Source organism: Sorangium aterium (assembly GCF_028368935.1).
GTDB lineage: Bacteria > Myxococcota_A > Polyangia > Polyangiales > Polyangiaceae > Sorangium > Sorangium atrum.
The window spans coordinates 1037600-1054363 of the sequence record NZ_JAQNDK010000004.1; the positions used below are offsets into that span (position 1 = coordinate 1037600).

General features: G+C 69.9%; 15 protein-coding genes. 5 read left to right on the top strand and 10 right to left on the bottom strand.

Translation table 11 applies throughout. The features are described 5' to 3' along the window. Positions 1–32: 32 nt before the first annotated feature. The 4 genes from POL72_RS35330 to POL72_RS35345 all read right to left on the bottom strand — a co-directional run bounded on the left by POL72_RS35330 (position 33) and on the right by POL72_RS35345 (position 4365). On the bottom strand, positions 33–1169 hold the full coding sequence (locus POL72_RS35330; protein WP_272101205.1) for an NAD(P)/FAD-dependent oxidoreductase: 1137 nt from the start codon (positions 1167–1169) through the stop codon (positions 33–35). Beyond that, positions 1166–1846: a methyltransferase domain-containing protein gene (locus tag POL72_RS35335; protein ID WP_272101206.1), complete on the bottom strand. Its 681-nt coding sequence runs from the start codon at positions 1844–1846 to the stop codon at positions 1166–1168. Before POL72_RS35335 ends, POL72_RS35330 begins: the two co-directional genes overlap by 4 nt. Positions 1847–1895: 49 nt before the next feature. Continuing rightward, on the bottom strand, positions 1896–3011 hold the full coding sequence (locus tag POL72_RS35340; RefSeq protein ID WP_272101207.1) for a type III polyketide synthase: 1116 nt from the start codon (positions 3009–3011) through the stop codon (positions 1896–1898). A gap of 199 nt (positions 3012–3210) precedes the next feature. Continuing rightward, positions 3211–4365 carry a LacI family DNA-binding transcriptional regulator gene (locus tag POL72_RS35345; protein WP_272101208.1) on the bottom strand — a complete coding sequence of 385 codons (1155 nt, stop codon included), beginning with the start codon at positions 4363–4365 and terminating at the stop codon, positions 3211–3213. 225 nt (positions 4366–4590) lie between these two features. Between POL72_RS35345 and POL72_RS35350 the strand changes: the two genes are divergently transcribed. The 3 genes from POL72_RS35350 (at position 4591) to POL72_RS35360 (ending at position 8513) form a co-directional block, all read left to right on the top strand. Further along, positions 4591–6117 carry an L-fucose/L-arabinose isomerase family protein gene (locus POL72_RS35350; protein WP_272101209.1) on the top strand — a complete coding sequence of 509 codons (1527 nt, stop codon included), beginning with the start codon at positions 4591–4593 and terminating at the stop codon, positions 6115–6117. Positions 6118–6260: 143 nt separating this feature from the next. Next, positions 6261–7715 (top strand): family 43 glycosylhydrolase, encoded by a 1455-nt coding sequence (locus POL72_RS35355; RefSeq protein WP_272101210.1) that lies wholly within the window; start codon positions 6261–6263, stop codon positions 7713–7715. A gap of 351 nt (positions 7716–8066) precedes the next feature. Beyond that, positions 8067–8513 (top strand): DUF2147 domain-containing protein, encoded by a 447-nt coding sequence (locus POL72_RS35360; RefSeq protein WP_272101211.1) that lies wholly within the window; start codon positions 8067–8069, stop codon positions 8511–8513. 313 nt (positions 8514–8826) lie between these two features. Here POL72_RS35360 and POL72_RS35365 read toward each other — a convergent pair whose 3' ends face one another. The 4 genes from POL72_RS35365 to POL72_RS35380 form a co-directional block, all read right to left on the bottom strand. After that, on the bottom strand, positions 8827–9162 hold the full coding sequence (locus POL72_RS35365) for a hypothetical protein (RefSeq protein ID WP_272101212.1): 336 nt from the start codon (positions 9160–9162) through the stop codon (positions 8827–8829). A 136-nt stretch (positions 9163–9298) separates the two neighbouring features. Then, positions 9299–9883, bottom strand: a complete 585-nt coding sequence (locus POL72_RS35370) for a hypothetical protein (protein ID WP_272101213.1) — start codon at positions 9881–9883, stop codon at positions 9299–9301. Between the two features lie 245 nt (positions 9884–10128). Further along, a complete protein-coding gene (locus tag POL72_RS51960) occupies positions 10129–10581 on the bottom strand; it encodes an STAS domain-containing protein (RefSeq protein ID WP_373372278.1) in 453 nt (150 codons plus the stop codon). After that, positions 10551–12335 (bottom strand): hypothetical protein, encoded by a 1785-nt coding sequence (locus POL72_RS35380; RefSeq protein WP_272101215.1) that lies wholly within the window; start codon positions 12333–12335, stop codon positions 10551–10553. The genes POL72_RS51960 and POL72_RS35380 overlap by 31 nt, the downstream gene beginning before the upstream one ends. Positions 12336–12799: 464 nt before the next feature. On the opposite strand from POL72_RS35380, the gene POL72_RS35385 reads away from it, so the two are divergent. After that, complete coding sequence (locus POL72_RS35385; protein WP_272101216.1) at positions 12800–13645, top strand: ketopantoate reductase family protein; 846 nt, start codon at positions 12800–12802, stop codon at positions 13643–13645. Positions 13646–13653: 8 nt separating this feature from the next. On the opposite strand, the gene POL72_RS35390 is transcribed toward POL72_RS35385, so the two are convergent. Both POL72_RS35390 and POL72_RS35395 read right to left on the bottom strand, forming a co-directional pair. Continuing rightward, positions 13654–14538 (bottom strand): LysR family transcriptional regulator, encoded by an 885-nt coding sequence (locus POL72_RS35390; RefSeq protein ID WP_272101217.1) that lies wholly within the window; start codon positions 14536–14538, stop codon positions 13654–13656. 231 nt (positions 14539–14769) lie between these two features. Then, on the bottom strand, positions 14770–15780 hold the full coding sequence (locus POL72_RS35395) for an SDR family oxidoreductase (RefSeq protein ID WP_272101218.1): 1011 nt from the start codon (positions 15778–15780) through the stop codon (positions 14770–14772). Between POL72_RS35395 and POL72_RS35400 the strand changes: the two genes are divergently transcribed. Continuing rightward, positions 15727–16530: a helix-turn-helix transcriptional regulator gene (locus POL72_RS35400; protein ID WP_272101219.1), complete on the top strand. Its 804-nt coding sequence runs from the start codon at positions 15727–15729 to the stop codon at positions 16528–16530. The genes POL72_RS35395 and POL72_RS35400 overlap by 54 nt on opposite strands. Positions 16531–16764: the final 234 nt, after the last annotated feature.

Below are 16764 nucleotides of genomic sequence, written 5' to 3' on the forward strand. Positions count from 1 at the left end.
AGGCTCCTCGTCGTGGAGCGGCCTGCCCCGAGCTAGCGGCCGCTCGCAGGTACCGGCAGCCCTCCGCGCACGAGCGCCGCCTCGGGCACGCGCGTGCGCCCCGCCACGGCCGCCATGAGGCTTGGGCAAAGGCGCGCCGCCGCGCCGAGCGCCGCCTGGCCGGGCCGCCGCACGAGGCCGTGAGAGAGGCCCGTCGCGAGCAGCACCTGCCCGAGCACGTCGCGCGAGAGCCGACGCTGGAACGCCTCCGCGCTCGCCCCTTCGAGGTACGCCGTGGCCGCGAGCCGCGCGCTGTGCAGCGCGATCGACATGCCGTCTCCAGAGAAGGAGGGGATCACCGCCGCCTGATCGCCGAGGCGCCATATCCCGTCCGCGCGGCGCTGGACATGGCCGTACGGGATCGTCGAGAGCGCGAGCGGCCGCGCCCGGCACGGCTGCGCGCCCGCGAGCCGCGCGTCGAGGTGCGGCGACCCCTCGCGCATCGCGAAAAGGAGGCGGTCCCAGCGCTGCCCGAGCGCGGCGAAGCGGCTCTTGCGGACGAGGAGGCAGAGGTTCGCCCGACCGCCCTCGACCGGCTGCAGGCCGGCATAACCGCCCTCGAACAGCACGAGCTCAACGTGCCTGTCGAGCTCCGCCGCCTGCCGCGGCGACAGCCGCCAGTGCAGCTTGAAGGCGACGAGATCGTCCTGCAGCCCAGAAGGTCGCCTCAGGCCCCGGACGTCGTGCTTGCCGGTCGCGAGGAACGCGGCGCGCGCCTCGATCGCGCTGCCGTCCTCGAGCCGCGCCCCCCAGCCCGCGCCCGCCCGCGTGAGCGCCTGGACCCGGGCGCCCCGCCGGATCGACGCGCCAGCCGCCGCGGCGCGCGCGAGCAGCGCCTCGTCGAGCACGCGGCGCGACAGGCTGAGCGCGGAGAACGGCAGCGCCGCGGCCGCGACCCGATCGCGCTCGACCAGGCGCACGGCCTCGATCGGCGCCGCGCCGAGCGCCCGCAGATCGAGCCCGAACGACGCAAGGTAGAGCGCGGCCTCGCGCGACAGGAACTCGCCGCAGACCTTGTCCGCCGGGCCGGCCTCGCGCTCGATCAGCGCGACCTTGCGCCCCGCCTGCGAGAGGAGCAGCGCGACCGCCGCCCCGGCCAGGCCTCCTCCGACGACGACAGCGTCGTTCACGGGACCTTGAGCCTCCCGACGGTGAGCCGGAACGGCATCCACCATCGAACCTCGACGGCGCGCGGATCGAGCCCGGCCTCGGCGATGAGAGATCGCCAGTCGCTGGCCGAGAAGGCGCGGGCGATCGACACCGGCCCATCGTGCTGCACGAAGCGGTGCCAGCCCGCGAGGCGCGAGAGGTGGCGGAAGAAGTGATATGGCAGCGGATGGCGGTGCAGATCGTTGATGAACCAGCCGAGCCGCGCCTTCGCCTCCATCCAGGCGAGGAAGCGGACGACCGCCGGATCGGGGAGATGATGCGTGAAGAGCGAGCTCAACACGACGTCGATGCCGCCGGGCGGCTCGTAGGCGAAGGCGTCGGCGGTGACCCAGGTGATCGGCCGGCCCGGCGGGGTCGCCTCGGCGGCCGACCGGCGCGACCACGGGTTGAGGTCGACGCCGGTGAGCGAGACGGCGATGCCGCGCTCCCTGGCCCACGCGTCGATCCGACGCAGCATGTCGCCGTAGCCGCTGCCGACGTCGATCACCTCCAGCGGCCGGTTCTCGGGCAGGCCGCGCGCGACGAGGCGCTCGAGGAACGCGAGCGTCGGCCGGTAGGCGAGCGTCAGCCGGTTGACCCGCGCCAGATCGACCAGGCAAGCGCGGAATTCCTCGAAGCCCACTGTCTGGGTATCCATGAGCTCGTCGAGCGTTGATCGACGCGAGAAGTCCAGGGCGCTCATCGGTCTAGTCCGTATGGAACAGCATCGTCTCGGCGGTCAAACCTGGACCGAACGACATGGCGCATCCGCGCATGCCCGGCCGCGCGTCAGCGACGAGCGACTGCAGCACGAACATGATGCTCGCCGAGGACATGTTGCCGAAGCGCGCGAGCACGTCGCGCGACGCCGCGAGCGCGTCCGGCCCGAGCTCGAGCGCGTGCTCGACCGCGTCGAGCACCGACCGCCCGCCGGGGTGCACCGCCCAGAGGTCGATCTCGCCCGGCGCGGCGCCGTCGAGGATCGCGCCCGCGGCGGCCTTGAGCCCCCGGTCGATCGCGCCCGGCACGCGGCCGGACAGGAACATCTCGAAGCCGAGATCGCGGATGTTCCACGTGATGAGCTCGCGCGTCCCGGGCACCACGACGGCGTGCAGCCGGTCGAGCGCGAGCCCGGTCGGCTCGGCGCTGACCACGGCCGCGGCGCAGCCGTCGCCGAACAGGAGGAACGACAGCATCTGATCCATGGCGACGGCCTCCTGCAGGTGCAGCGTGCACAGCTCGACGTTCACGACGAGCACGCGCGCCTCGGGCGCCGACCGCACGATATGCCGCGCGAGCTTCAGCGCGTTGATCGCCGCATAACACCCCATGAAGCCGATCGTCGTGCGCTCGACCGATGGATCGAGGCCGAAGCGCTCGACGAGCGCGAGGTCGATGCCCGGCGCGGAAAAGCCTGTGCACGACGTCACGATGACATGGGTGATCCGGCGCGCCGTGGTCCCGAGGTCGAGGCCCGAGACGGCCTGCGCGGCGAGCTCCGGCGCGTGCTTCTCGTACAAACGCATGCGGTCCGCGGTCGTCGGGAAGCTGCCGCGCAGGTAGAACCGCCCCGCGTCGATCGAGGCGCCGCCCACCTCGACGCTCGGGGCCAGCACGGAGAACCGGTGTGAAATCTGCGCCTTGTCCGCCATCCGCCCGAACAGCACGCGGCTGCGTTCGTCGCTGAACAGCGTCCTCGCGAAGCGGACAAAGGAGGAGTGCACGTCGTTCGGCGGCACGGCCGTGGCAATGCGGTTGATGTAGGCGGTTACCGGCGGCCGTCCCTTCGCGTCCGAGCCTCGGCAGGCATCGTCGCCGTGCACCAGGCCTCTTCGTGAGTCGTTAATATTGATCACGCTCGTACGAAGCAGGCACGGAGCATGCCATCTGCGGAGTCGCGCTGCCGACCGACGGACGGGGGAGCGTGGCGTCCGCAACGTCGACCCTGCTGGTTCCGCAGCTGCCGACTGCGTATTCCGGGCGGACGTGACGGCCGATTCCGAGCGCACGCCAACTCGCGTTCTAGTTCGACTTCTTGTTCTTTCCGGGACCGCCGCTCCTGGATTGCCGAGATGGATCCGGTGAGCCGTCGGCCCTCCGCGCTCTCCGCGCGCGAGCTCGCCCCTCGCTGCGCGGTACGTCCGATGTTCGCGCGGTGAGGCGAGGGGGGAGCAGGACCTCTCGCGCGACCTCGGCGCCCGCCAGCCTTTGAAGGAGCAGCCGGACCGCTTCGCGCCCTATCCCGCCGACGTCCTGATCGACTGTCGCGACGGGATAGCGCAAGAGATCGGCCATCAGGATGTCATCGAATCCGACGACGTCGATCTCGTCGGGTACGGAGAGGCCGGCGGCGCGGATGCCCCGCAGGGTCCCGACCGTGCTGCAGAAATTGGCTGCGTAGACCGCCAGAGGTCCACGCAGCCGCTGGAGGAGCTCGACCATGCGCGCCTCGGCCGCTTCCGGGGTGGCCTCCTTCAACTCCTCGATGGCCGCCGCCGCGACGCCGCTCCGCGTCAACTCCGCCTGGAACCCGTCGAGACGATGTCGGTAGGTGGCGATGTCGAGCGGGCCGCCGATGTAGACGAGCGACCGATCCTCGTGCCTGAGGAGGTGGCGGAGCGCCAGCACCGAACCGGCCGCGTGATCGGTGCGCACGCACGCCACGTCGAGGTCCGGGACCGCCCTGTCGATCTGCACAAAGGGAAGTCCCTGCTCGTGCGCCGCGATGAGATCGCAATCCCCTCCGGAAATCGGGGACACGATGAGCCCATCCACCCGGGACTCGTGCACGAGCTGCAACGCGCGGCGCAGGCGCCCCGTGTTGCCGGCCAGGTGGCTCACCACGAGGGTGTAGCCGTGGAGCTCGGCCTCGCGCTCGGCGCCGACGGCTATCCCGGCCCAGAACGGGTTCGACAGGTCCTCGACGGCGAGGGAGATCGCGTACGATTTTTGCTCCCGGAACGCCTGGGCCATGGCGTTGGTCCGGTAGCCCAGCTTCTGGGCCAGCGCCCAGACCCGCTCCACCGTGGCGGCGCTGATGCGAAATTTCGCATGCTTGCCCGTCAGGACGTGGGACACCGTGGTCTGGGACAACCCCAGCTGTTCGGCGATGTCCTTCATACGGATCGGACGCAGCCCGGGCACGTGCGGGGGGTCGGGGTCGGGGGGATCGTTCAAGCGCGCGCTCCCTTTAGCTAATTCGGATTAGCTGTTGACGCTAGCACGGACATGCATAGTATTGAAGCGGAATACGCGGTCGGTGTTGGCGGTCCCCCGCGCGCGAGGGAGCCATGGCCGCGATCCCACGGATCCACCCGATCGAAGGGTCGTTCGGCGGTGTCGAAGCGCTGGCGGAGGTCCAGGGTCATTCTGGCTCGAGCCCGCCTGCTCCAGGAGACAGCAATGGCACAGAGTGAACCGGTGATTTTGGGCTTCATGGGCAACCGGGGCTTCTTTCCGACGGAGTTCGCCGAGGAGGGAGCGAAAGCCACCCAGTCGGCGGTGGGCCGTGTGCTCGGCGAGCGCGTGCGCTACGTCGATCTCGGCAACGTCGAGACCTACGCCGACGCGCGCGCGGCCGCGGGCGTCGCCCAGCAGTACCGCCGCGATCCCGACGGCGGAGGGGCCATTGGCGTCATCTGCTCGATGTACAATTTCTCCGATGAAAACGGGATCCGGGACTTCCTGCGGCTGGCCGACCTCGATGTGCCGGTGCTGCTGCACACAGAGCCTGACGTGCGCGGTCTGGGGCGCATGGGACAGAAGGGCCGGCGGGACGGGGCGTGCGGGCGCTTTTCGGCCGCCAACGCGCTCCGCCACATCGGCTACCCGTACACCCTCACGTCCAGGCATTGCGAGGCCGTGAGCTCGGCGGCCTTCGCGGACGATCTCCACGCCTTCTACGCGAGCTGCGTATTGGCATCGAAGTTCCGTCGCCGGGGCCGCGGCGTGCGCCTCGGGCTCGTGGGCTCGGGGCCCGACGCGTTCCAGACGGTCACCAACGTCTCCACCGAGCTGCTGGGGCACATGGGCCTGAGCACGGTCGGCCTGGAGCTCATCGCGCTCGATCGACAGATGCGCAAGGTCTCGCCGCGCGAGCTATCCACTCAGCTGGAAGCGGTCTCCGGCTACATGGCGGCGGCTGACGTTCCGCGCGCCTCGCTGGAGGCGATCGCCCGGATGGGCGTCGTCTTCGATCGCTTCGTGAAAGAGAATGACCTCGACGGCATCGCGGTGCGCTGTTGGACGGAGATGCAGAAGTACCAGATTGGCGGAGAGGTGGGCGTGATGCCCTGCACCTGCATGAGCATGCTTTCCGACAAGCTCATCCCCGCCGCCTGCGAGACCGACATCGCGGGCTGGATGGGGATGTACATGCTCCAGTGCGCTTCCGGGCTCGTGCCGCTGCTGGGCGACTGGAACAACATGTACGATGACGAGCGCGAGGAGGTGGATCTCTTCCACTGCGGCGTCTGGGCCAAGAGCGTGATGCGCCCCGGCGCCCGCATCACCCGCCAGGAGATCCTGGCCACCCAGGCCGACATCGGCGCGGAGAACACCTGGGGCGCTGTCGACGGCGAGCTCAAGGCGGGCACCTGCGCCTTTCTGAGACCTTGCACCAACGCGCGCGAAGGCAGCGTGTTCCTCTACGGCGGGGTGGGCCGGGTCAGCGAGGAGGGCATCGACACGTTCGGCACGCGCGGCCGCATCCACATCCCGCGCATTCAGGAGCTCTTTCGCTATCTGACGCAGCCCGAGCGGGCGGTGGAGCACCACACCGCCCTCGTGGTCGGGACGCACAAGAACATCGGGCTGACGATGAAGGCGATTCGAGACGCGGTGCCCTACATCAATGCCCAGGCGGGCCTCGGCCGCGGCGGCCAGGCGCTTGTTGATTTCCACGAGCACAGCCAGGTGGGCGAGCTCTGAGGTCGCGCCGCGCAGCTCGTCCCTCGCCGAGCGCACCCGCGCGGCGCGTGGCAGGACATGGCGACGCCGGGACCGAGCGCGTCCGGCATGGGCGGGCGCGCGTCGCTGGCCCCGATCGCCGACGTCACGGAGGAGCCCGCCGCATGAACGCCGAAGCCACGCCGTTGCGCCTGCGGACGCCGCCCGGCGCGCCGTTCGCCTTCGAGATCGCGGTCGAGGTCCGGGGGCCCCGCGGCTTCCGGGTGATCGAGCCCGGGCGGGGCGCGCGGAGCTATGCGCTCGCCCGGGCGGAGCAGCCGGACTACCTCGACCTCTTCGAGGCGCTGGCGCGGGACTTCGGCGCCCGCATGCCGCTGGCCCGCACCCCGCCGCCGCCGCGGAACGGCGGGCCGACGCTGCGCCCCCTGCTGACCGAGCCGGTCGCGCCGGAGATCCTCTACGGCTATGGCGACCCCTGCGTGGTGCGGGTGGGCGAGGGCGAATGGCGCTTGCTTGTGACCTCGAACGACGCGCCGAACGCCTTTCCCATCCTGGCCTCTCGCGATCTGGTCACCTGGCAGCTGACCGGGTTCGTCTTCCCGGAGGGACGCGCGCCCGCCTGGGCGCTGACCGGTCCCAACCAGGCAGACTTCTGGGCTCCGGAGATGCACCGGGTCGCGGACGCGTACTGGCTCTGCTTCACGGCCCGCATGCAGGACCGCTCGCTCGCGATCGGCCTCGCCAGATCCGAGGGCCCGGATGGCCCGTTCAACGCGGATGAAGCGCCGATCGTCACCGGGGACGTGATCGACGCCCACATCCTCGTGGACGCCCGCGGCGCGCCCTGGCTGGTCTGGAAGAAGGACGACAACGGCGTGTGGCCGCGCAAGCTGGCCGCCTTGCTCCACCGGGAGCCCGCCAGGGTGAACGAGCTCTTCGCCGCCCCGGAGGACCAGCGCACCGCGGTCCTGGCGCTGACGCTGTGGCCGTGGGCGGAGACCCTCGAGCCCATGGAGCAGTTCTTCGTCTTGCAGCCCCTGATCGAGGCGGCGACGGCGGAGTTCACGCGATTCGCGGGGCGGCTCGAGAAGCTCGGGGGGCGCGCGCGCGGCGCGGAAGCGGCGGAGATCGCCGCGATCGCGCGGGCGCTCAGGACCCGCATCCACGCCCAGCGCCTGTCGGCGGACGGCCGCTCGCTGGAAGGGGAGCCCGCCGTCATCCTCGAGAACGATCAGCCCTGGGAGGCGCACCTCATCGAGGGCGTCTGGATCACCCAGGAGGGCGGGCGCTATCACCTGCTCTACGCCGGCAACGACTTCTCGACCGCGCACTACGGCATCGGCGCGGCCGTGGCGGACGCGCCCACGGGGCCCTACCGCAAGTCGTCGGAGGTCCTCCTGAGCTCCAGCGCGGAATGGTGGGGGCCAGGGCACCCGTCCGTGGCGATCGGCCCCGACGGGCTTCACCACATCTTCCTTCACGCCTTCCGCCCGGGGGTGGCGGGATACAAGGCCTTTCGCGCGTTGCTCGCCGCCCCGATCCGCTTCGAGGGCGGCGTCATCTCGCTGGACGGATCCTGGCTCCGGCGGACCTGCCTCGGCCGCGAGCGGCCGGCGTGAAGTGCGCCACACGCGCGCGAAGACGCGAAGACTGGCCACCAAACGTCCCGGCGCGCCGCTGCACGGCGCCGTTGCGCTCCACGAGCCCGCTCGGTACCCTCGGGGGGAAAAATGACGTCCACCGCGCCGCAGGGCTGCTGCGAGAGGAGCCATGTCCACCGTCCGGCTCCCCCTCTGACCAGAGCCCTGCCTCCTGCCGCCGCTCTCCCTGGCCCGATGAACAAACGGCGCGGTGCCCCGTCCCCCTCCAAGGCATGTTGCGCTCAGCGGCGCACACCGACATGCGGATCAAGCACCACGCCAGGGCCGAACGCCGTGGCTTCCTAGACCGATGAAAGGAGTTCTGACGACATGAAGAGGTTCCTGGCTCTTTGGGCCGCCTTGGGTTGCTCCCTCACCACGTCGCTCGTGCTCGCGGATCCTCTCCCTGTGACCGGCCAGTGGCGGACGATCGATGAGCAGGGGGTCGAGCAGTCGGTGGTAGAGATCTACGAGAAGGGCGGGAAGATATTCGGCAAGATCGTGAGCCTGAAGCAGCCGCTCGACGAGAAGGGGAAGCCGAAGATCTGCACCGCCTGTGAGGGAGCCGACAAGAACAAGCCCATCGTGGGGCTCGTCATCATCAGGAACATGGTCCGCGATGACGACGAGTACGATGACGGTACGATCCTGGATCCGAACAACGGCGAGACCTATAGCTGCAAGCTCGAGGCGATCGAGGGCGGGAAGAAGCTGAAGGTGCGCGGCTTTTTGGGCATCTCCCTCCTCGGCAGGACCCAGACCTGGCTGAAGAAGTAAAATCCCTAGATAACGAGTGAGGTGAGGCACGTGGGATGTGCGGTGCGACTCTCACGACCGTGGGGTTGCTGCTGAGCATGTGTCCGCACGGCGGCGACGTGGTGCGCGAGAGGCGGCGGCCACCGCCACGCTGCCTCCATCATTTCGTACGTCACCCGGCCAAAGAGGAGGGCGTCGGCCTGGGCGATGTCCTCGACCGCGTGACGATGCAAGTCTTCGTCCGCGGGTATTGCACGATGCTCGCAGCACCCGTCCAATGTGACGTTGGATCGAGGCGCGCCGCGAAGCGGCGTCGGCTTGAATGAACAGTACGCTACTGGCGGTAGGACTGAAATCGCACTTGCGACCCGTAGATGATCTCGCCTTGGTTGATTCGATGCTCCAGCTCGTCAAGCTGACGCATGATGGCCTTGTAGTGTCGCACCCAATGAACGACGTTGAACAGGCCAAGGACGACGAAGACGCCACTGCACATGGTTGTAACGGCCACGAGCTCGGGTCCATACAGGGCATAAGTGAGCCCTGCTGCCACAGCAGCGACAGCAAGCCAGCACAAGGCGGCTGTTGCAACGACGCGCCGGGCGGTGCCGGCCGTGATGCTCCGCACCCGGTCCAGGTTATCAAGCTTGATGATGTCGCTGTCTTCCATGGCGGCCCAACTATCCGTCGATCGGTCGACCGAAGCCGCCGGACCAGGTCTTTCTAGCTCGTCGCCTTTTGCGACTCCCTGACTCCTCCGGCGTCCAGGAGGGCTTCGGGATCGCGTCGCGAGTGCCCATGGGAGCTCACCATGTGACGCGGTAGGTACAGGAGTCGGCGCCGCGCTTCCGCGACGGGCGGGACTCGTCGAGCACGACGTCGACGCGCGGCCTGACCCCGCGCGACGCCGCTCGCCGCGCCGTGCCGAGCAGGATCCCGCGATCGAGCTCCGAGGGATAAGGCGTATCGCAGACGATGATGATCTGGTGCTTCTCCGGATGACAGCGATAGTGGCCGATCCCCTCCCGCATGACGCCGGTCGCCGGATCGAACATCACCTCTCCGTCAAGCCTGTGATTCATGTGGTATGCCACGTCGATCATCTGGAGGGCGTCCACCATGGTCGGCGGCATGGCCGGCCACACGGCGTGATCCACGAGCGCCTTCCCGATGGCGAGCAGCGTATGGTCGCCGCTCGCCCGGGCCACGCCCTTCAGCAGGTCGAGGAGCATCTGGAGCGGGTACCACTCGCCCGCGACCAGCTCAGGTACGCCCAGCGTCGAGAGCACCTTCTTCCCGATGTCTCCGTGCGCCCCGAGAGCCGCGGCGACCGACGCGAAGGCGGTCCCGGAGCCCTCGAGCCCGGGATGAGGAGAGACGTAGTTAGCCATATTTGCTGGTGGTTGAGGCGCTCCTCCTGCCGACGATCGACGATATCGAACATCGCGCGACACCGCAAGGTGCCCTGCTCCCGGGCGCCGGAGCCCCGGCAGCCCCGCCGGCGAGCCAAGCGATGTTCGTGAGCTCGACGCTCGGCCTCGTCCGGTCATCGGCTGTCCGGGGCGTTCGCTCGTTGGTCCGCACGCCCGAGAGCGGCGCTGTCGCAGATCGCCCCCTGACGCGGCGGCGCTCAGCGCTAGGGGCGGATCACCGACATGAGCGCGCTCCGCATCGTGCTGTAGGTCTTCGCGTCAGCCGGCGCCGCGTCCACCGCCGTCATGGCCCTGGCCACCGCGGGCTGGATGCCGCATATCCGGCTCTCGGCGCCGAGCAGCGCCACGGCGCGGGAGATCTTCGCGAGGTGATCCGCGGTGGCGGCGTCGATCGCCTCGACGCCCGCGTGATCGAGGATCCCGCAACGGGCCTGCGTCCGCACGAGCGCGCCGAGGACATCCTCGGCGCATACACGTCGGCGAGCTCCTCCGGGACATGATAGCTCGTGAAGCGGCCCCCCGGATCGAGCGTGAAGACCACCTCGCTGTTTGACGACAGGATCGCGCCCGCCGCCGCTCCTCGCTCTCAAGCCAGGTCCGGGACGAGCAGCTCGGGCGGCAGCCCTCACTTGGGCTCGTCGCGCTTCCGGAACCACTTGGAGAGGTAGCGCTCTCCGAGGTCGATGAAGGCTTCGCGCATCATGGCCTCGTAGACGATGGCTTCGAGGATCCCAGGGCGCGGGGAGGGGGTCTGCTGCTGGATGAGCCCGGCCGGGACCCGCCGCGCGCTCTTGTGGCTCATGAGCAGCGGCTCCGCGTCTCCGGGCAGGATGAACTCCGCTTTGAAGAAGAACTTGAGCCCCATGATGATGATCTGCGGCTTCTTGCTGGCATGGGCGATCCCGGACGGCTCGACGCGATAGCTCACCACGAGGGAGGGGGAGGTCACCGAGAGCTGCTCCTCTGCTGCGGAGCCCTCGAAGGGCGGGCCTGGCTCGAAGGTGACGAGCTCCGGCTGGAACCCCCGCGCGAGCCCCTCCGCCAGGGCCGTCGCGGTCCGCTTCTCCTGGGGATCGAGGCGGGTCGCATCCACGTAGCGCGAGGGCAGGGACGCACCGCCGCTGAACATCGGGATCTTCCGGACGATATCGTCGGCGCGCTCCAGGTCCTGCGACGGAAGCCGCCGGAAGCGGACCTGGACGGCCGGGCCGCGGAGGCCCTGCGGCGTGCTCCTGGGCCCCACGCGCTCCGCGTAGGCGAGGAGCCGCCGCGCGAAATCCGCGTTCTGCTCGCTCCCTTCGGGCATCTCGCTCTTGTACCGATCGAGCGCGCGCACATAGAGCGCGTGCCTGGCGTCATTGAAGGCCTTGTCCAGGCCGTGCTTCGGGTAGCGCTCCGCGAACGCCAGCAGCGCCGCGAGCGTCCCCACCTCCCGCGCCCGCTCGAGCTCCGCGGCGAGCGCGGCGCGGCGGGCCGCGGCGACCTCGGCCTGGATGCCCGTCGTCGGGTACGCGCGGATGAAGTCGTCGATGGCCTCCACCGAGCCTCTCGCCGCCGCGAGGCGCAGCTCGGCCCGCGGCAGCAGCACCTGCGAGACGGCGTCCCCGTGGCCGCGGCCGCGCGTGAGGTAGCTCTGGTACGCGGCCACGTCGTCGCGCTCCCGCGCCGCGGTGTACATCCGAGCGTCGCTCATCCGGTTGCGGAGGACGAAGAGCCCCAGGCCGAGGGCCACGCCGACCGCGGCCGCGAGGAGCCATGCATAGCTGTGCCACCCCGGGACCTCGCGCGAGAGCGGGATGGGCGACGCGAACGGGCTCTCGATGGCAGGCGGCTCGAACGGATCGAGCCGGCGCAGCTCCGCGGGGTCGGGCTTCGCTTTCATGCGGCTGCACGCCGCTTCGACCTCCCGGATCACGTCGCCCGAGCGCGACGGGTCCTCGAGGGGAAAGGCGTGCTGCGTGCCGCCGAACGTGAGGACCACGGCGCCGCGAGGTGTCGCCGAGACGCGCGAGAGCTCCGCGAGCGAGAAGACCCGGAGCCTGTGGTCGCGCGCGTCGATCAGGTTCGCGGGGAAGACGAACAGGCCGGGCGTGAACGGCAGCGTGATGAGATCGGCGTTGTAGGCGAGCGCCCGGAGCACGCCGATGACGGTGGTCGCGGCGAGCAGCACGTACGCGGCGGCCGCCGCCGTCGGGTGGAGCGCGAGAGCGCTGTTGACGTCGCCGAAGCCGGCCGCACAGAGCGCCGCCAGGAGGAGGCCCGCCGCCGCGCTGACCGCGAGCCAAGCCACGATGGTGTGCCGAGTCCCGAACCGGCTGACGATCGGCGCCGGCGCGAACCGCCCGCGGAACGCCTCGATCACGCCGTCCTGAATGGCACGCGGAAGCTTGTAGAAATTGATCTCGTTCATCGCGCTGCTCCCACTCGGCGCCGGAGCCTGGCGCCCTTCCACGCCTCGACCTGCCGATCGACCCTAATGCATTTCGCGCCGAGCTCCGAGACCGGAGATGGCCACTCCTTGCAGCAGGAGTGTGCAGCAAGGCATCGACTTCTGCTCCTCTGGCACTTGTGCAGTCTCGTCGGCGCGGGCGCTGCGTCGGCGACGAGCCCCGGGAGGGCGGCTGGAGCGCGCCGGGGCTGGCGGCTCCGGTGCCGCCGCTTCCGGGGGCGGCGCGCCGGGCCGCAGCGGCGCCGGCTGGTGCACCTTCGAGGCCAGGAACGGCTCTCGCCGCTGCCCATGGCGGAGCCGCGCCGCCGGGTCGCGGGCGGAGCGCCACCGCGCCGTGCGCCGCGAGTGTCATGTTGCAATTTCGCAGATCCGATCGGCATGGGTATGCGTTCCTGACGTCAGCGCCCATGGGTATCTTCTCTGCCATGAAGATCGCGATTCTGGGGCCTGGTGCTATCGGGAGCACGTTTGCGTGGCATCTGTCGCGGGCTGGGCACGACGTCACGGTCGTGGCTCGTGGCGCGCGCCTCCGCTGGCTCGAGGAGGAGCGGGCCATCGTGCGAGGCGACGGCGAACGCGCAGGCGTGACGGTCGCCTCCTCGCTCGACGCCGCCACGCCGTGGGACATCGTGCTCGTCACGGTGCTCTCACCGCAGGTCGCGGCCGTGCTGCCGGCCCTGCGCGCGAGCGCGGCACGGCGCGTGATGTTCATGTTCAACACCTTCGAGCGGCTGGAGCCGCTGCGCGACGCCGTCGGGGCCGAGCGATTCCGCTTCGGGTTCCCGGGCGGCGTGTTCACGCTCCTCATCGACGGTCGGATTCACCCGCAGGTGCGGGCGGGCACCACGGTCGACGACGCCGACGTGGCGCAGCTGTTCAACGCGGCCGGCGTCCCCACGGTCGTCGAGCGCGACATGCAGAGCTGGCTTCGCAGCCACGCGGCGATGGTCGCGCCGCTGATGTCTATCGGCGTGATCGTCCATGCCCGCGGCGCGGGCGTGACGTGGGAGGAAGCCGCGACCCACGCGCGCGCCTTCGCGGCCGGATTCGAGATCGTGCGCGCCCACGGCAACGCCATCCTCCCGACGGCCATCGGCGTGTCGGCGAGGCTCCCCCGCGTCGTCGTGACGGCGCTGCTCTGGATGATGAGCCGCACGAAGATGTCGAGCGATCTCGGCAGGCTCGGGGCCGCGGAGCCCCGGATGCTCATCGACATGATGAACACGGCCGCTCCCCAGCTCGCGGCCCCGCTCCTGGCCATCCGGCCGTAGCGTCCAGCTCAGCCGAGCTGCCGGCGCGTCTCCGCTTCGATCTCCTTCACCACCACCCGGACTCGCGGCGTTTTCCTTGCGTCGCGATGAAAGGCGAGGAAGACGTCCACGTGCGGAGGCGACGCCTCCAGATCGAGCTGCACGAGGCCGGGGAACGTCCTGCCCTGCATCTCGCTCAGCAGGCCGATGCCCATCCCCTCCAGCACCGCTCGTTCGATGGCGATCGCGGAGTTCGAGCGGAACACGAAGCGGCTCGCGCCGTACTCGCGGAGCCACACCTGATGGGGCAGGCGATCGAGCGAGTCGTCGAAGCCGACCCATTCATGCAGCCCGGCCAGGTCGCGCGGGAGCTTCGCGCCCGGGAGCCTCCGGTCGACGTAGGCGCGCGATGCGAACAGCCCGGTGCTCGCTCGCCCGAGGAACTTGGAGACGATCGACGGCGACGTGGAGCGGACGATCCGGATGCCCACGTCGGCCTCTCCGCGCGCGAGATCGGCGACGCGCGACTCCGAGATGAGCTCGACGGCCAGCGCGGCGTGCTTGGCGCGCAGCCGCGCGAGCGCCGGTACGATGGGACGGATGAAGCCTTCGGGCAGCGACACGCGCACCGTGCCCGAGACCTCTGCGTCGCCCCCGTCGCGGACGAGCGACGCGAGCCCGAGCTCGAGCTCCTCGGCGAGCGCCACCAGCCGGAGCGCGTGAGCGTCGAGCCGCGTGCCGTCGTTGGCGCGATGTACGACGGGGCGTCCGAGCGTGCGCTCGAGCGCCTCGACGCGGCGGGCGACGGTCGAAGGCGCGACGCCGAGCGCCTTGCCGGCGGCGAGGAAGCTCTTGTCCCGGTGGACCGCGAGCAAGATGCGGAGGTCGTCCCACGAGGGGGTCCTGGTCTTCATCTTCGCAAAACGACCCTCGCACGAGTCGCGGCGGCCGTCATCGTCGGCTGCACCTCAGGTCAGCAGCGGGAGGAGACATTCACCGCGACCGTCGCCTCCCGCTCGCGCACACGAACGCGGAGGGGGCGCCGGTGCGCCCACGAGCAGGCCATCTTCAGGATGGCGATCTTGACCCGGCGCGGGGCGCGTCGCCAGCGGGCACCAACAAGCGGTTGACGGCTGCATGGCAGATCAGAAGTAGTGAGCGCGCATATCGTCGAGCAGGCCCGGCTGCTCCGGCTTCCAGCCGAGTAGCTCACGGGTCGCCTCGCTCGATGTCCGGTTATCGAGCCCGACGACCATCGACATCCATCCGAAGTGAGCGCCTGCCTCCGCGGCCGGCACGCTCTTCGTCGGCGCACCGGTGCCTTTGCTGATCGCCTCCGCGATCGCGCGCATCGTGATGCCTTCCTCGGCGGTGCCGTGCAACACGGATCCCGGCGGTGCGCTCTCGACGGCAAGCCGGTACAGCCGCGCCGCGTCGTCGCGATGCACCGCGGGCCAGTGATGGTTGCCCTCGTCGACGTAACCAGCGGCCTTCTTCTCGCGCGCGATGTCGATCAGCATCGCGATGAAGCCCTTGTCGCCGGCGCCGTGCACCGTTGGAGCCAGCCGAATGACACTGCCGCGCACTCCACGCTTCGCAGCATCGACCACGAGACGTTCGGCCTGCAACCGGACCGAGAGCGGCGAGCTCGCCGGCGACTCGTCCGCCTCGAGCGCGACCTTGCCGGGCTTCGAAACCACCAGCGTGCCGTTCGTGCCGACGAACGCCTTGTTCGTGCCCGCCATCGCGTCGAGCATCGCGCGGATCGCGTCGCGATCGATCTGGTTGATCCTCGGGAAGTCCGAGAAGTCCATGTGGAACGCCAGGTGGATCGTCGCATCGGTCGCGCGGACGCCCTCGACGAGGCCTCTCGGGTCCCTGAGGTCGCCGCGAACAACCTCCACGCCTTGCGCCTTCAACTTGTCGGCGCCCGCATCGCTGTGCGCCATGCCGAGGACGCTGTGGCCGGCCCCACGGAGCTCCTTCAGCACCGCCGTACCGATCCAGCCGGTCGCGCCGGTGACGAACACTCGCATTGACTTGGTCATGTGAGGACCGTACGCTCGGATTGCTCGTCCGAAAAGACGGGTCCCTATACTGGTATGGCGACTACCACCCTCCCGACGTTCCTGCGCGACCGCCGCGAGCGCGTCCATCCGGGAACGACCGCACGCCGACGCACCCCCGGATTGCGCCGCGAGGAGGTCGCCGCTCGAGCCGGCGTGAGCGTCACCTGGTACACGTGGCTCGAACAAGGTCGCGGCGGCGTGCCGTCGGACGACGTGCTCGAGCGCCTCGCCCGCGCCCTCGAGCTCGACGACACGAACCGCGAGATGCTGTTCCTGCTCGCGCACGACCGTCCGCCGCCGCGCAAGCCCGCGCCGCCCGTGGCGGTCACGCCGTCGCTCCAGCTCGTGCTCGACAACATCTCCGTCCCCGCCTTCGTGAAGACGCCGACGTTCCAGATCGTCGCGTGGAATCGCGCGGCGGTCGCGGTGATCGGCGATTACGCGGCGGTACCGGAGCGCGACCGCAACTTGCTGCGCCGGGTCTTCCAGCCGGGTTCAGAAGACAGGGTGCACGACGTCGACGACGTTCGCCGTACCTGTCTCGCGTCGTTTCGCGTCGACATCGCGCGTGCCGGCCAATCTGACGAGGCGACGGCGCTGATCGACGAATTGATGGCGACGAGCCCCGACTTTCGCCGTCTGTGGGACGAAGGTGAGATCCGGTCGCACGGCGGGTTCCAGAAGCGGCTCGTCCGTCCCGATGTCGGCGAGATCGTGCTCGAGTCGTCGGTGTTCCACGTCGAGGGCAGCGACGGCCTCTCGATGTTCGTGTTCTCACCCGCGAACGAGGCAAGCGCGCGCGCCATCGCGCAGCTGGTCCAACGGTCCGGAGCCTGATCGAGGAGCCACGCGAGCAGGTCGCTCAAGCGCTCGTGGCATAATTCGTCAATGGTGGTGCAACATCGGCACCCGTGACGATGTGGACTCGAGCCGTGCGGCTTCGCCAGCCCTCACCCCAGGGCATCGCCCGGGCCTATACTGGATGGCGGAGGTTCGGTCATGCCGGTGCGGAGCAGGCGGGTTTGGTATTGGGCGCCGATAACGGCGGCAGGGCTCGTCGCAGCAGGAGGC

Bases quoted from the DNA above. Each gene is read 5' to 3' on its own strand.
- POL72_RS35390 (WP_272101217.1), bottom strand. From the start codon at position 14,538: ATGAAGACCAGGACCCCCTCGTGGGACGACCTCCGCATCTTGCTCGCG.
- POL72_RS35365 (WP_272101212.1), bottom strand. From the start codon at position 9,162: ATGGAAGACAGCGACATCATCAAGCTTGATAACCTGGACCGGGTGCGG.
- POL72_RS35400 (WP_272101219.1), top strand. From the start codon at position 15,727: ATGGCGACTACCACCCTCCCGACGTTCCTGCGCGACCGCCGCGAGCGC.
- POL72_RS35360 (WP_272101211.1), top strand. From the start codon at position 8,067: ATGAAGAGGTTCCTGGCTCTTTGGGCCGCCTTGGGTTGCTCCCTCACC.
- POL72_RS35350 (WP_272101209.1), top strand. From the start codon at position 4,591: ATGGCACAGAGTGAACCGGTGATTTTGGGCTTCATGGGCAACCGGGGC.
- POL72_RS35385 (WP_272101216.1), top strand. From the start codon at position 12,800: ATGAAGATCGCGATTCTGGGGCCTGGTGCTATCGGGAGCACGTTTGCG.
- POL72_RS35355 (WP_272101210.1), top strand. From the start codon at position 6,261: ATGAACGCCGAAGCCACGCCGTTGCGCCTGCGGACGCCGCCCGGCGCG.
- POL72_RS35380 (WP_272101215.1), bottom strand. From the start codon at position 12,335: ATGAACGAGATCAATTTCTACAAGCTTCCGCGTGCCATTCAGGACGGC.
- POL72_RS35370 (WP_272101213.1), bottom strand. From the start codon at position 9,883: ATGGCTAACTACGTCTCTCCTCATCCCGGGCTCGAGGGCTCCGGGACC.
- POL72_RS35395 (WP_272101218.1), bottom strand. From the start codon at position 15,780: ATGGACGCGCTCGCGGCGGTCGCGCAGGAACGTCGGGAGGGTGGTAGT.
- POL72_RS35335 (WP_272101206.1), bottom strand. From the start codon at position 1,846: ATGGATACCCAGACAGTGGGCTTCGAGGAATTCCGCGCTTGCCTGGTC.